At 69.5% G+C, this 14307-nt stretch carries 13 protein-coding genes; all 13 read left to right on the plus strand.

Translation table 11 applies throughout. The features are described from left to right. Positions 1-12: 12 nt before the first annotated feature. The 13 genes from ACFQVC_RS33660 (at position 13) to ACFQVC_RS33720 (ending at position 14096) form a co-directional block, all read left to right on the plus strand. A complete protein-coding gene (locus ACFQVC_RS33660) occupies positions 13-1716 on the plus strand; it encodes a UDP-N-acetylmuramoyl-L-alanyl-D-glutamate--2,6-diaminopimelate ligase (RefSeq protein ID WP_381837782.1) in 1704 nt (567 codons plus the stop codon). 4 nt (positions 1717-1720) lie between these two features. After that, positions 1721-3115, plus strand: a complete 1395-nt coding sequence (locus ACFQVC_RS33665) for a UDP-N-acetylmuramoyl-tripeptide--D-alanyl-D-alanine ligase (protein ID WP_381837784.1) — start codon at positions 1721-1723, stop codon at positions 3113-3115. Next, on the plus strand, positions 3112-4182 hold the full coding sequence (gene mraY, locus ACFQVC_RS33670; RefSeq protein WP_381837786.1) for a phospho-N-acetylmuramoyl-pentapeptide-transferase: 1071 nt from the start codon (positions 3112-3114) through the stop codon (positions 4180-4182). The genes ACFQVC_RS33665 and mraY overlap by 4 nt, the downstream gene beginning before the upstream one ends. After that, complete coding sequence (murD, locus tag ACFQVC_RS33675) at positions 4179-5612, plus strand: UDP-N-acetylmuramoyl-L-alanine--D-glutamate ligase (RefSeq protein ID WP_381837788.1); 1434 nt, start codon at positions 4179-4181, stop codon at positions 5610-5612. Before mraY ends, murD begins: the two co-directional genes overlap by 4 nt. Positions 5613-5673: 61 nt before the next feature. Then, complete coding sequence (gene ftsW, locus ACFQVC_RS33680) at positions 5674-7008, plus strand: putative lipid II flippase FtsW (RefSeq protein WP_381837790.1); 1335 nt, start codon at positions 5674-5676, stop codon at positions 7006-7008. Between the two features lie 6 nt (positions 7009-7014). Continuing rightward, entirely contained in the window at positions 7015-8109 is a 1095-nt protein-coding gene (gene murG, locus ACFQVC_RS33685; protein WP_381837792.1) for an undecaprenyldiphospho-muramoylpentapeptide beta-N-acetylglucosaminyltransferase, read from the plus strand. Positions 8110-8123: 14 nt separating this feature from the next. Continuing rightward, positions 8124-8924 carry a cell division protein FtsQ/DivIB gene (locus tag ACFQVC_RS33690; protein ID WP_381837794.1) on the plus strand — a complete coding sequence of 267 codons (801 nt, stop codon included), beginning with the start codon at positions 8124-8126 and terminating at the stop codon, positions 8922-8924. A gap of 276 nt (positions 8925-9200) precedes the next feature. Next, complete coding sequence (gene ftsZ / locus ACFQVC_RS33695) at positions 9201-10424, plus strand: cell division protein FtsZ (RefSeq protein WP_381837796.1); 1224 nt, start codon at positions 9201-9203, stop codon at positions 10422-10424. Positions 10425-10434: 10 nt separating this feature from the next. Further along, positions 10435-11166 carry a peptidoglycan editing factor PgeF gene (gene pgeF, locus ACFQVC_RS33700; protein WP_381837798.1) on the plus strand — a complete coding sequence of 244 codons (732 nt, stop codon included), beginning with the start codon at positions 10435-10437 and terminating at the stop codon, positions 11164-11166. Positions 11167-11172: 6 nt separating this feature from the next. Next, positions 11173-11892, plus strand: a complete 720-nt coding sequence (locus ACFQVC_RS33705) for a YggS family pyridoxal phosphate-dependent enzyme (RefSeq protein WP_381837800.1) — start codon at positions 11173-11175, stop codon at positions 11890-11892. 124 nt (positions 11893-12016) lie between these two features. Next, positions 12017-12646: a cell division protein SepF gene (locus ACFQVC_RS33710; protein ID WP_381837802.1), complete on the plus strand. Its 630-nt coding sequence runs from the start codon at positions 12017-12019 to the stop codon at positions 12644-12646. A 54-nt stretch (positions 12647-12700) separates the two neighbouring features. Further along, positions 12701-12985, plus strand: coding sequence for a YggT family protein (locus tag ACFQVC_RS33715; protein WP_381837804.1), 285 nt, complete (start codon positions 12701-12703; stop codon positions 12983-12985). 46 nt (positions 12986-13031) lie between these two features. Further along, positions 13032-14096, plus strand: a complete 1065-nt coding sequence (locus ACFQVC_RS33720) for a DivIVA domain-containing protein (protein ID WP_381837806.1) — start codon at positions 13032-13034, stop codon at positions 14094-14096. Positions 14097-14307 lie beyond the last annotated feature (211 nt).

Consider the following 14307-nt stretch of genomic DNA (forward strand, 5'->3'; position numbering starts at 1 on the left):
CAGGTAACTCCCGTGACAACGATCACCCCGGGCCCCGGGAACCAGTCCGTGTCCGCTGCGGGCGGCAGCGCGTCCGAGCCCCCCTCATTTCGCGACACGCACGGTGCGCCGGGTACGCTCACCGCCGTGCCACACGCTGATCAGTCCCAAACCACCCAGAAGGGCGTTCCCGTGACATATCCGGGACCGCCCCGGCCCGAGCAGGCCGCCGCGAGCACCCTCGCGACCCTCGCCGAGCAGCTGGGTGTCGACGCCCCAGGGGCCGCGGAGATCACCGGCATCACGCATGACTCCCGTGCGGTGCGCCCCGGTGACATCTACGCCGCTCTGCCCGGTGCCCGCTTCCACGGCGCGGACTTCGCCGCGCAGGCCGCCGATCTCGGCGCCGCCGCGATCCTCACGGACCCGGCCGGCATCGACCGGGCCGCGGCCACCGGTCTTCCGCTGCTCGTCGTCGGCGACCCCAGAGGCCGCATGGGCGAGCTGGCGGCCACGATCTACGGCCACCCGGGCCGCGATCTGCTGCAGCTCGGCATCACCGGTACGTCGGGCAAGACCACGACCGCGTATCTCGTCGAGGGCGGGCTCAAGGCCGCGGGCCATGCCACCGGCCTGATCGGCACCGTCGAGATGCGCGTCGGCGACGAGCGCATCAAGTCCGAGCGCACGACCCCCGAAGCCACCGATCTGCAGGCCCTGTTCGCGGTGATGCGCGAGCGCGGTGTCGACTCGGTCGCGATGGAGGTCTCCAGCCACGCCCTGGTGCTCGGTCGCGTCGACGGCTGCGTCTTCGACATCGCCGTCTTCAACAACCTCAGCCCCGAGCACATGGAGTTCCACTCCGACATGGAGGACTACTTCCGGGCGAAGGCGCAGCTCTTCACCCCGAAGCGGTCCCGTCTCGGGGTCGTCAACTTCGACGACGAGTACGGCCGCAGGCTGGTGACGGAGGCGACCGTCCCGGTCGTCACCTTCTCCGCCGAGGGCCACCCGGACGCCGAGTGGCGGGCCGAGGACGTCGAAGTCGGGCCGATGGACTCCACGTTCACGGTCGTGGGTCCCAAGGGTGAGCGCATCTCGGCCAAGTCGCCGCTCGCCGGGCCGTTCAACGTCGCCAACTCCCTGGCCGCCATCGTCGCCCTCGCCGTCGCCGGCATCGACCCGCAGACCGCGGCCGACGGCATCGCGGCCGTGCCCGGAGTGCCGGGCCGCCTGGAGCGGGTCGACGCGGGCCAGCCGTATCTCGCCGTCGTCGACTACGCGCACAAGACGGACGCCGTCGAGTCGGTGCTCCGGGCCCTGCGCAAGGTCACCGAGGGCAAGCTGCACATCGTGCTCGGCTGTGGCGGCGACCGCGACCAGACCAAGCGCATGCCGATGGGTGCGGCGGCCGCCCGGCTCGCCGACACCGCCGTCCTCACCTCGGACAACCCCCGCTCCGAGGACCCCCTTTCGATCCTCGCCACCATGCTCGCCGGCGCCGCCGAGGTGCCGGTGCACGAGCGCGGCGACGTCCAGGTCTTCGAGGACCGCGCCGCCGCCATCGCCTCGGCCGTGTACCGCGCCCGCCCCGGGGACACCGTCCTCGTCGCGGGCAAGGGCCACGAGCAGGGCCAGGACATCAACGGAGTGGTACGCCCCTTCGACGACCGTGACGTGCTGCGCGCGGCCATCGAGCACAGCCGCCGTACCGTCACTCAGAACACTCAGGGATGAAGCAGTGATCGCCCTCTCCCTCGCCGAGATCGCCTCCATCGTCGGCGGGCAGCCGCACGACATACCGGACGGCGGCCGCCAGGTCACCGGCTCCGTCGTGATCGACTCCCGTCAGGTCGAGCCCGGTGGACTCTTCGCCGCCTTCGTGGGCGAGCACGTGGACGGCCATGACTACGCCGAGCGCGCCATCGAGTCGGGAGCGGCCGCCGTGCTCGCGACCCGGCCCGTCGGGGTGCCCGCGATCGTGGTCGCGGATGTCGAGAAGGCGCTCGGCGCCCTCGCGCGCGCCGTCGTCGCCCGCCTCGGCACCACGCTCGTGGCGCTCACCGGCTCCGCGGGCAAGACGTCCACCAAGGACCTGATCGCCCAGCTGCTGCAGCGCAAGGCGCCCACGGTCTGGACGCCCGGCTCGCTCAACAACGAGATCGGCCTGCCGCTCACCGCGCTGCGCGCCACCGAGGAGACCAGGCATCTGGTCCTGGAGATGGGCGCCCGCGGCGTCGGGCACATCCGGTACCTCACGGATCTGACCCCGCCGAAGATCGGTCTCGTCCTCAACGTCGGCACCGCCCACATCGGCGAGTTCGGCGGCCGCGAGCAGATCGCGCAGGCCAAGGGCGAGCTGGTCGAGTCGCTGCCGGCGGAGGGCACGGCGGTCCTGAACGCCGACGACCCCCTCGTACGGGCGATGGCTTCGCGTACGAAGGCGCGCGTGCTCTTCTTCGGAGAGGCCGAGAGCGCCGACGTACGCGCCGAGAATGTCCGGCTCACCGAGCAGGGACAGCCGTCCTTCACGCTGCACACACCCTCCGGGTGCAGTGACGTGACCTTGCGCCTGTACGGTGAGCACCACGTGTCGAACGCGCTTGCCGCGGCCGCCGTCGCCCATGAACTTGGGATGTCCGTGGACGAGATCGCCGTGGGGCTCTCCGAGGCGGGCAACCTGTCCCGCTGGCGGATGGAGGTCACCGAGCGCCCGGACGGCGTGACGGTCGTCAACGACGCCTACAACGCGAACCCCGAGTCCATGCGAGCCGCGCTCCGCGCGCTGGCGGCCATGGGCAAGGGGCGGCGCACGTGGGCGGTGCTCGGGCAGATGGCCGAGCTCGGCGACGAGGCGCTGGCCGAGCACGACGCGGTCGGGCGCCTTGCCGTCCGGCTCAATGTGAGCAAGCTCGTCGCGGTCGGGGGCAGGGAAGCGTCCTGGCTGCAGCTGGGCGCATACAACGAGGGTTCGTGGGGTGAGGAGTCGGTGCACGTGTCCGACACACAGGCGGCTGTCGACCTGTTGCGCAGCGAGCTGCGTCCGGGAGATGTCGTGCTCGTGAAGGCTTCCAGGTCGGTGGGTCTGGAACAGGTCGCGCTCGCGCTGCTCGAGGGTGAGGTCACCGGCCGATGAGGCAGATCCTCTTCGCGGGTGTGATCGGGCTGTTCCTGACCCTGATCGGCACTCCGCTCCTGATCAAACTCCTGGCCAAGAAGGGCTACGGCCAGTACATCCGGGACGACGGCCCGCGCGAGCACGCCAGCAAGCGCGGTACGCCGACCATGGGTGGTATCGCCTTCATCCTGGCGACGATCATCGCGTACTTCGCGACCAAGCTGATCACCGGCGCGGAGACCACGTTCTCCGGCCTGCTGGTGCTCTTCCTGATGGCGGGCATGGGCCTCGTCGGCTTCCTCGACGACTACATCAAGATCATCAAGCGGCGTTCGCTCGGTCTGCGGGCCAAGGCCAAGATGGCGGGCCAGCTGATCGTCGGCATCACCTTCGCGGTGCTCGCCCTGCAGTTCGCGGACAACCGCGGCAACACCCCGGCCTCCACCAAGCTGTCGTTCGTCACGGACTTCGGCTGGTCGATCGGCCCGGTGCTCTTCGTGGTCTGGGCGCTCTTCATGATCCTGGCCATGTCGAACGGCGTGAACCTGACGGACGGTCTGGACGGCCTCGCGACCGGTGCGTCCGTGATGGTTTTCGGCGCGTACACGTTCATCGGTGTCTGGCAGTTCCAGGAGTCCTGCGCCAACGCGCAGACCCTGACCAACCCTTCGGCCTGTTTCGAGGTACGCGACCCGCTCGACCTGGCGATCGTGGCCTCGGCCCTGATGGGCGCCTGCTTCGGCTTCCTGTGGTGGAACACCTCGCCCGCCAAGATCTTCATGGGTGACACCGGCTCGCTCGCCCTCGGCGGCGCCCTCGCCGGCCTCGCGATCTGCTCCCGCACCGAGCTGCTTCTCGCTCTCCTCGGCGGTCTGTTCGTCCTGATCACCATGTCCGTGGTCATCCAGGTCGGCTCCTTCAGGCTCACCGGGAAGCGCGTCTTCCGGATGGCCCCGCTGCAGCACCACTTCGAACTCAAGGGGTGGTCCGAAGTCCTTGTGGTGGTCCGGTTCTGGATCATCCAGGGCATGTGCGTGATCGTCGGACTCGGTCTCTTCTACGCAGGGTGGGCAGCCGACAAGTGACCAACTGGCAGGGAAAGCGCGTCACCGTCGCCGGGCTCGGCGTCTCCGGCATCCCGGCGGCCAAGGTCCTGCACGGCCTCGGCGCACTCGTCACGGTCGTCAACGACGGCGACGACGAGCGCTCCCGTACACAGGCCGCGGAGCTGGAGGCACAGGGCATCACGGTCCGGCTCGGTGATGGCGCGACCCTGCCCGAAGGCACCGAGCTCATCGTCACGACGCCCGGCTGGAAGCCCGACAAGCCGCTCTTCGCGGCCGCCGCCGAGGCGGGCGTCGAGGTATGGGGCGACGTCGAACTGGCCTGGCGTCTGCGCGGCCCCGACGCCGCGCCCTGGCTCGCGGTCACCGGCACCAACGGCAAGACCACGACCGTACGGATGCTGGCCTCGATCCTGGAGGCCGCCGGGCTTCGCACCGCCGCCGTCGGCAACATCGGCGTCTCGCTCCTCGACACGGTCCTCGGCGACGAGACGTACGACGTGCTCGCCGTGGAGCTCTCCAGCTACCAGCTGCACTGGTCGCCCTCGCTTCGCGCCCACTCCGCGGCCGTCCTCAACCTGGCCCCCGACCACCTCGACTGGCACGGCTCCATGGAGGCGTACGCCGCCGACAAGGGCCGTATCTACGAGGGCAATCGGGTCGCCTGCGTCTACAACGTCGCCGACAAGGCCACCGAGGACCTGGTCCGCGAGGCCGATGTCGAAGAGGGCTGCCGCGCCATCGGCTTCACGCTCGGCACTCCCGGCCCCTCCGAACTCGGCGTCGTGGACGGCATCCTGGTCGACCGGGCCTTCGTCGAGGACCGGCAGAAGCAGGCGCAGGAGCTCGCCGAGATCTCCGACGTCAACCCGCCCGCGCCGCACAACATCGCCAACGCCCTCGCGGCCGCGGCCCTCGCGCGCGCCTTCGGTGTCGCACCCGCCGCCGTACGCGACGGGCTGCGCGCCTTCCGCCCGGACGCGCACCGTATCGAGCATGTCGCGGACGTCGCCGGCGTGACCTACATCGACGACTCCAAGGCCACCAATCCGCATGCCGCGGAAGCCTCGTTGGCGGCGTACGAATCGATCGTCTGGATCGCGGGCGGGCTCGCCAAGGGCGCCTCCTTCGACGAGTTGGTGACCAAGTCGGCAAAGCGGCTGAGGGGCGCCGTGCTCATCGGCAAGGAGCGCCACCTCATCCGGGAAGCCCTCGCACGACACGCCCCCGAGGTCCCGGTGGTCGACCTCGACCGGGCCGACACTGGGGCGATGTCCGCGGCGGTCCAGGAGGCCGCCCGGCTCGCCGCCCCGGGTGACACCGTCCTGATGGCCCCTGCCTGCGCCTCGATGGACATGTTCGTCAACTACAACAAGCGCGGTGAGGCGTTCGCGGACGCGGTGCACGCGCTCGCCGCACAGCACGGCAGCAACAACACAGAGAGCGCCTAGCCGGACCGGCCCGCCCGCCGCGCGACCGGCGGCGCGGGCACGACTGGAGGGGACAGCGACCATGCCGGCCGACGCAAAGGCCTCGCGTGACGTACGGCGCGCGGCCATCCCGCTGAGTGCGAGCCGCAAGCCACCCGTGGAGCGCTCCTGGCAGCGGCTGTTCCAGCGCGCCCGCAAGGCCTGGGACCGGCCCCTGACCGCGTACTACCTGATCCTCGGCTCCAGCATGCTGATCACCGTGCTCGGCCTGGTGATGGTCTACTCGGCCTCGATGATCCAGGCGCTGCAGCTGAACCTGCCCGCCTCCTACTTCTTCCGCAAACAGTTCGTGGCCGCCGTGCTCGGCACGATCCTGCTGCTCGTCGCCATGCGGATGCCGGCCAAGCTGCACCGGGCCTTCGCGTACCCGATCCTCGCCGGCTCGCTCTTCCTGATGGTGCTCGTGCAGGTGCCGGGGATAGGGCATTCGGTCAACGGCAACCAGAACTGGATCTATCTGGGCGGCCCGTTCCAGCTCCAGCCCAGTGAGTTCGGCAAGCTGGCCCTCGTCCTGTGGGGCGCCGACCTGCTGGCCCGCAAACAGGACAAGCGGCTGCTCACCCAGTGGAAGCACATGCTGGTCCCGCTGGTGCCGGTCGCCTTTATGCTGCTCGGCCTGATCATGCTCGGCGGTGACATGGGCACCGCGATCATTCTCACGGCCATCCTTTTCGGACTGCTCTGGCTCGCCGGCGCCCCCACCCGGCTCTTCGCCGGTGTGCTCTCGGTCGCCGGCCTCCTCGGCTTCATCCTGATCCGCACCAGTCCCAACCGGATGGCACGCCTCGCCTGTATCGGCGCCACCGATCCGGGCCCCGGCGACCAGTGCTGGCAGGCGGTGCACGGAATCTATGCGCTCGCCTCCGGCGGATTCTTCGGTTCCGGACTGGGTGCGAGTGTGGAAAAATGGGGCCAACTCCCCGAACCGCACACCGACTTCATCTTCGCCATCACCGGGGAGGAACTGGGTCTGGCGGGGACGCTGTCGGTACTCGCTCTGTTCGCGGCTCTAGGCTATGCGGGTATCCGCGTGGCCGGACGCACGGAGGACCCCTTCGTGAGGTACGCCGCGGGAGGTGTGACCACCTGGATCACGGCCCAGGCCGTGGTCAACATCGGTGCGGTGCTCGGCCTGCTGCCGATCGCCGGTGTCCCGCTCCCGCTGTTCTCCTACGGAGGCTCCGCCCTGCTGCCGACCATGTTCGCCATCGGGCTGCTCATCGCGTTCGCGCGCGAGGAGCCCGCGGCGCGAGCAGCGCTTGCGATGCGGTCATCCGCGTCTGGTAGGAAGCGGGCTGCGGTGAGATGGAACACGATGAGGCGGCGCGTCAAGGCGCGACCGTCCGGAGAGCGGTGAATTTCGGTGCATGTCGTACTCGCCGGTGGGGGGACCGCCGGCCACATCGAGCCCGCGCTTGCCCTCGCGGATGCCCTGCGCAGGCAGGACCCGACCGTGGGCATCACGGCCCTGGGCACGGAGAAGGGCCTGGAGACCAGGCTCGTTCCGGAGCGTGGCTACGAACTCGCGCTGATCCCCGCCGTACCGCTGCCGCGTAAGCCCACGCCCGAGCTGATCACGGTCCCGGGCCGGCTGCGCGGCACCATCAAGGCCGCCGAGCAGATCCTCGAGCGCACCAAGGCGGACGCGGTCGTCGGCTTCGGCGGCTATGTGGCGCTGCCCGGTTATCTCGCGGCCAAGCGGCTCGGCGTACCGATCGTCGTGCACGAGGCCAACGCACGCCCCGGCCTCGCCAACAAGATCGGTTCGCGGTACGCCGCCCAGGTCGCGGTCTCGTCCCCGGACAGTAAGCTGCGCAACTCCCGGTACATCGGCATCCCGCTGCGGCGCACCATCGCCACGCTCGACCGTGCCCGGGTCCGCCCGGAGGCGCGCGCGGCGTTCGGCCTGGACCCGAACCTGCCCACGCTGCTCGTCTCCGGCGGCTCGCAGGGCGCCCGCCGGCTCAACGAGGTCGTCCAGCAGGCGGTCCCGGTCCTGCAGCGCTCCGGTATCCAGGTGCTGCACGCGGTCGGCCCCAAGAACGAACTGCCGCGCGTGGACAACATGCCCGGGATGCCGCCCTACGTCCCGGTACCGTACGTGGACCGGATGGACCTCGCGTACGCCGCGGCCGACATGATGCTCTGCCGCGCGGGCGCGATGACCGTCGCCGAACTCTCCGCCGTCGGACTCCCGGCCGCCTACGTCCCGCTGCCCATCGGCAACGGCGAACAGCGGCTGAACGCCCAGCCGGTGGTCAAGGCCGGCGGCGGACTGCTGGTCGACGACGCCGAACTGACCCCGGAGTGGGTCCAGCACAATGTGCTGCCGGTGCTCGCCGACCCGCACCGGCTGTACGAGATGTCCCGCGCCGCCTCCGAGTTCGGCCGCCGGGACGCCGACGAACTGCTCGTCGGCATGGTCTACGAGGCGATTGCGGCACGCCACAGGGCGTGAGAAGGCAGGGGAGCGTGGCCGGACCCACCACCGCCCAGCGAGGCGAACGCAAGCAGGGGGACGCACCGGCCCGCCCGCCCCACCCCTCGGGCAGCGGCCGCCGGCTGCGGCTGCCGCCGGCCCGCACCCTCATCGCGGCACTCGTCGCCGCGGTGCTCCTCGGGGCCGGAGTCATCTGGCTGCTCTACGGCTCGCAGTGGCTGCGCGTGGAGCGGGTCACGGCCTCCGGCACCCAGGTTCTGACCCCTCAAGAGGTCCGGGACGCGGCGCGGGTTCCGGTCGGCGCCCCGCTGATTTCCGTTGACACGGACGGGATTGAGGAACGGCTCCGGAAAGAATTGCCGCGCATCGACACCGTCGACGTAGTGCGCTCCTGGCCGCATGGAATCGGTCTGAAAGTGACCGAACGCAAGCCGGTGCTGCTCATCGAAAAGGGCGGAAAGTTCATCGAAGTGGACGCCGGGGGAGTGCGGTTCGCGACCGCCGACCGCGCCCCGAAGGGCGTTCCGCTTCTGCAATTGAACGCCGCCTCGTCGCCCAGTCTCAGCCGATTCGGAGTCGACCGGCTGCTGCATGAGGCCGTGCGGGTGGCGGGGGATCTGCCCGCCGCTGTCGCCAAGGACGCCCGCGTCATCGAAGTGCGTTCATATGACTCCATCTCCCTTGAGTTGAGCGACGGCCGCACCGTCGACTGGGGCAGCGGCGAGAAGGGTGACACGAAGGCCTCCGTACTCACCGCCTTGATGAAAGCCGTACCGAAGGCCCGGCACTTCGATGTGAGTGCGCCCACCGCCCCTGCCGCGTCAGGGAGTTGACGGGTGAACGCGCTGGCCAGCACCCTGGTTGGTCAGCGCAACGGCTGATCACATAGGGTGAAAAGAAAAACGGGAGGTTCGGCGTGTTCGTTGAACGTGCGCCACTTGTCGACTTAGTGTCCTGTTTCGAAGACTCCAGGGAACAGACACACTGGTAACCCTAAACTTCAGCGTTAGGGTTCGGGTCGGCGTTCGGACCGTCCCATTCGGCATCAGTCGTCGCAGCGCACGCACGGCGAGGCGGCGACACGTAACTCGAGGCGAGAGGCCTTCGACGTGGCAGCACCGCAGAACTACCTCGCAGTCATCAAAGTCATCGGTGTCGGCGGCGGTGGTGTCAATGCCATCAACCGGATGATCGAGGTCGGTCTCAAGGGCGTCGAGTTCATCGCCATCAACACCGACGCGCAAGCCCTGTTGATGAGCGACGCGGACGTCAAGCTCGACGTCGGCCGGGAACTCACCCGCGGACTCGGCGCCGGAGCCAATCCGGCCGTCGGCCGCAAGGCGGCCGAAGATCACCGCGAGGAGATCGAGGAGGTCCTCAAGGGGGCCGACATGGTCTTCGTCACCGCCGGTGAAGGTGGCGGCACCGGCACCGGCGGCGCACCCGTCGTGGCCAACATCGCACGCTCGCTCGGCGCCCTCACCATCGGTGTGGTGACGCGTCCCTTCACTTTCGAGGGCCGCCGCCGCGCCAACCAGGCCGAGGACGGCATCGCGGAACTCCGCGAAGAGGTCGACACTCTCATCGTCATCCCCAACGACCGCCTGCTGTCCATCTCGGACCGCCAGGTCAGCGTGCTCGACGCGTTCAAGTCCGCGGACCAGGTACTGCTCTCGGGTGTGCAGGGCATCACCGATCTCATCACTACGCCCGGTCTGATCAACCTCGACTTCGCCGACGTCAAGTCCGTGATGTCCGAGGCGGGTTCGGCGCTCATGGGCATCGGCTCGGCCCGCGGCGACGACCGCGCGGTGGCCGCCGCGGAGATGGCGATCTCCTCGCCGCTCCTGGAAGCGTCCATCGACGGCGCCCGTGGCGTGCTGCTCTCCATCTCCGGTGGTTCGGACCTCGGTCTCTTCGAGATCAACGAGGCCGCCCAACTGGTCAGCGAGGCGGCGCACCCAGAGGCCAACATCATCTTCGGTGCTGTCATCGACGACGCGCTCGGCGACGAGGTCAGGGTGACCGTCATTGCCGCCGGCTTCGACGGCGGACAGCCACCGGCCAAGCGGGACAACGTCATTGGCGCTTCGTCCAATAAGCGTGAAGAGCCCACGCCGGTACGGAGCAGCACCGAGTCGCGCCCGGCCTTCGGCGCCCTCGGCAGCGTCACCCCGCGCGAGGACAGCACCCCGTCCGCCGAGCCCGCCCCCGAGCCGGCCCCGGCGAACGAGATCCCGTCCGCGCCGGTCAGCCCGCCGCAGGTCCCGCCGGCCCGTCCGTACCAGGACAGCCAGGCCGAGGAGCTGGACGTCCCGGACTTCCTGAAGTGACGTACGCCAAGTGATAACTGCGCACGACACCGTGAACGGCGCGCACTTTGCCTTCACCGACCGGTGGGGCGGGGTGAGCGCCGTTCCGTACGAGGAGCTCAACCTCGGCGGCGCGGTCGGCGACGCCCCCGACGCCGTCCGCACCAACCGTGAACTCGCCGCAAAGGCGCTGGCGATCGAACCCGGCCGGGTGGTCTGGATGAACCAGGTGCACGGCCGTGACGTAGCCGTGGTCGACGGGCCCTGGGGTGACATTTCCGACATCCCTTCCGTCGACGCCGTGGTGACGGCCCGTCGGGGGCTGCCCCTGGCCGTCCTCACCGCGGACTGCACGCCGGTGCTGCTCGCCGACCCGGCCGCCGGAGTCGTCGGCGCCGCGCACGCGGGCCGTCCCGGCATGGTGGCGGGGGTCGTTCCGGCCGTGGTCGAGGCGATGGTGAAGCTGGGTGCCGAGCCCTCGCGGGTCATCGCCCGTACGGGACCCGCCGTCTGCGGGCGCTGCTACGAAGTGCCGGAGCAGATGCGGACGGACGTCGCGCAAGTGGAGTCCGCGACGTACTCCGAGACGAGCTGGGGCACGCCCGCGGTCGATGTGACCGCCGGTGTGCACGCCCAGCTGGAGCGGCTCGGCGTGACCGACCGGCAGCAGTCGCCGGTCTGCACGCTGGAATCCGGGGACCACTTCTCGTACCGCCGCGACCGCACCACGGGTCGGCTCGCGGCCTATGTCTGGCTGGACTGAGAGGGCATGACGGACCGTAAGGCGGAAATCGCCGGAAATCTCGCGAAGGTGGAGGAGCGGATCGCCTCGGCGTGCTCCGCCGCCGGACGCAAGCGGGAAGAGGTGACCCTGATCGTGGTCACCAAGACCTACCCGGCGAGCGATGTGCGGATCCTGGCGGACCTCGGGGTGCGCCATGTCGCCGAGAACCGCGACCAGGACGCTGCCCCGAAGGCCGCGGACTGCCGGGATCTGCCGCTTACTTGGCACTTCGTCGGCCAGCTGCAGACCAACAAGGTGCGTTCTGTGGTCGGTTATGCCGATGTGGTGCAGTCGGTGGACCGCCCGAAGCTTGTCTCCGCTCTCTCCGCCGCGGCGGTGCGTGCGGAGCGGGAAGTGGGCTGCCTGCTCCAGGTCGCCCTCGACGCCGAAGAGGGCGGACGGGGCGACCGCGGGGGTCTGGCACCCGGTGGAATCGAGGAGTTGGCCGGACTTGTGGCGGAAGCTCCGGGGCTGCGGCTCGACGGTCTGATGACCGTGGCGCCGCTCACCGGGCCGTACGCGGGACGGCAACAGGCGGCGTTTCAGCGGCTGGTGGAATTCTCAACCCTCCTGCGCGCGGCCCATCCGGCTGCGAACATGGTGTCGGCAGGGATGAGTGCGGACCTCGAACAGGCCGTGGCGGCCGGGGCGACACATGTGCGCGTCGGCAGTGCGGTGCTCGGTGTCCGACCCCAGCTCCGGTAACGTCGCCAAGCAAGTCGGACCACAGCAGAAAATATGGTCATTCCCGCAGATCAGCGGGGGTGCCGAGTGGATCGCGGGCACTTGGTGGCACAGCGGATCCACCACAGAGCGGAGGACTCAGAGCATGGCCGGCGCGATGCGCAAGATGGCGGTCTACCTCGGCCTCGTGGAGGACGACGGTTACGACGGCCGGGGCTTCGACCCCGACGACGAGTTCGAGCCCGAGCTGGATCCGGAACCCGAGCGGGACCGCCGGCGGCACGAGCCGTCGCACCAACACCAGCTCCAGCTGGACGAACCGGCGCGAAAGGTACAGACACCAGCGCCGCGCGAACCGATGGCTGCGGCCGCTTCGCTACCCGCTGAAATTGGACGTCCGGCGCGTATCGCCCCCGTGGCATCCATCACACCTGAACGTCAGAGCCTGGAGAAGAACGCACCGGTGATCATGCCCAAGGTTGTCTCCGAGCGGGAGCCCTACCGCATTACGACATTGCACCCTCGGACCTACAACGAGGCCCGTACCATCGGGGAACACTTCCGTGAAGGCACTCCGGTGATCATGAATCTGACGGAGATGGACGACACGGATGCGAAGCGACTTGTCGACTTTGCGGCCGGCCTGGTCTTCGGACTGCACGGCAGCATTGAGCGGGTGACGCAGAAGGTGTTCCTGTTGTCGCCTGCTAACGTCGATGTCACGGCGGAGGACAAGGCTCGCATCGCAGAGGGCGGGTTCTTCAACCAGAGCTGAGACGCAGCACCGGATCACGAGTAGTACGAGACAGGGGAGAGGGAAGCGCGAGACATGGGCGTTGTCTGGGATGTGCTCCACATCGCGCTGATGTGTTTCCTGATTGTGCTGATCTTCCGGTTGGTCATGGACTACGTCTTCCAGTTCGCCCGCTCATGGCAACCCGGCAAGGCGATGGTGGTCGTTCTGGAGGCCACCTACACTGTCACTGATCCACCGCTCAAGCTTCTGCGGCGGTTCATCCCGCCGCTGCGTCTCGGGGGCGTGGCGCTCGACCTGTCCTTCTTCGTACTGATGATCATCGTCTACATCCTGATCTCCGTCGTGAGCCGGCTGTGAACGATACGGTCTTGCCGAATGCCGACGACTACGTTGAGGTGAAGAGATGCCGTTGACCCCCGAGGACGTGCGGAACAAGCAGTTCACGACCGTCCGCCTCCGAGAAGGCTATGACGAGGACGAGGTCGATGCCTTCCTCGATGAGGTCGAAGCCGAACTGACGCGCCTGCTCCGCGAGAACGAGGACCTGCGCGCGAAGCTCGCCGCAGCGACCCGTGCCGCCGCGCAGAACCAGCAGCAGGGCGGCATGCGTAAGCCCGAGCCGCAGGACCAGCGCGGTCCCGGCGCCCCGGTGCCCGCCGCAATATCGGGCCCGCAGCCGGTGCCGCCGCAGCAACAGCAGCACATGGGTCCGCCCCAGCTGCCCGGTGGCGCACCGCAGCTGCCCGCAGGCCCCGGTGGCCACGGCGGTCCGCAGGGCCCCGGCCCCATGCAGGGTGGCCCGATGGGCGGCCCCATGGGCGGCCACGGTCCGCAGCTGCCGCAGCCCGGTCAGGGCCCCGGTGGCGACAGCGCCGCGCGCGTGCTTTCCCTTGCGCAGCAGACCGCTGACCAGGCGATCGCGGAGGCCCGTTCCGAGGCCAACAAGATCGTCGGTGAGGCCCGTTCGCGTGCCGAGGGTCTCGAGCGTGACGCCCGTGCCAAGGCCGACGCCCTGGAGCGGGACGCGCAGGAGAAGCACCGTGTCGCGATGGGCTCCCTGGAGTCCGCCCGCGCCACGCTTGAGCGCAAGGTCGAGGACCTGCGTGGCTTCGAGCGCGAGTACCGGACCCGCCTGAAGTCGTACCTGGAGTCGCAGCTGCGTCAGCTGGAGACCCAGGCCGACGACTCGCTGGCTCCGCCGCGTACCCCGGCGACCGCCTCGCTGCCGCCGTCGCCTTCGATGGCCTCCGCGGGTGCGCCCTCCATGGGCGGCAACCACACCATGGGCGGCAACCAGTCGATGGGCGGCCACGGTGGCAACTCCGGTGGCGGTTCGTACGGCGGCCAGCAGCAGATGTCGCCTGCGATGACGCAGCCGATGGCGCCGGTGCGGCCCCAGGGGCCCGCGCCGATGCAGCAGGCTCCGTCGCCGATGCGCGGCTTCCTCATCGACGAGGACGACAACTGACGGCTGAGCGCGCACAGCGCGCGTAGCGTCGGCAGCGCTGAAAGGGCCGGGCCCCGGGACATGTTCCCGGGGCCCGGCCCTTTTGCCCGGGCAGCCGCGGGTGGGAGGCGCGGGTGTGTGGGTGGGGCGGGTCGGGCAGAGGTCGGGGGCGCGTCTGTGCGCCGGTACACAACGCCGAAGGCCCGGCGCCCACCGATCCGTTGGATCGGGT

It is taken from the genome of Streptomyces monticola (genome assembly GCF_042665355.1).
Lineage (GTDB): Bacteria > Actinomycetota > Actinomycetes > Streptomycetales > Streptomycetaceae > Streptomyces > Streptomyces monticola.

Coding starts and splice junctions, on each gene's coding strand:
- ftsW (WP_381837790.1), top strand. CDS start 5,674: ATGCCGGCCGACGCAAAGGCCTCGCGTGACGTACGGCGCGCGGCCATC.
- ACFQVC_RS33705 (WP_381837800.1), top strand. CDS start 11,173: ATGACGGACCGTAAGGCGGAAATCGCCGGAAATCTCGCGAAGGTGGAG.
- ACFQVC_RS33720 (WP_381837806.1), top strand. CDS start 13,032: ATGCCGTTGACCCCCGAGGACGTGCGGAACAAGCAGTTCACGACCGTC.
- ACFQVC_RS33710 (WP_381837802.1), top strand. CDS start 12,017: ATGGCCGGCGCGATGCGCAAGATGGCGGTCTACCTCGGCCTCGTGGAG.
- ACFQVC_RS33715 (WP_381837804.1), top strand. CDS start 12,701: ATGGGCGTTGTCTGGGATGTGCTCCACATCGCGCTGATGTGTTTCCTG.
- mraY (WP_381837786.1), top strand. CDS start 3,112: ATGAGGCAGATCCTCTTCGCGGGTGTGATCGGGCTGTTCCTGACCCTG.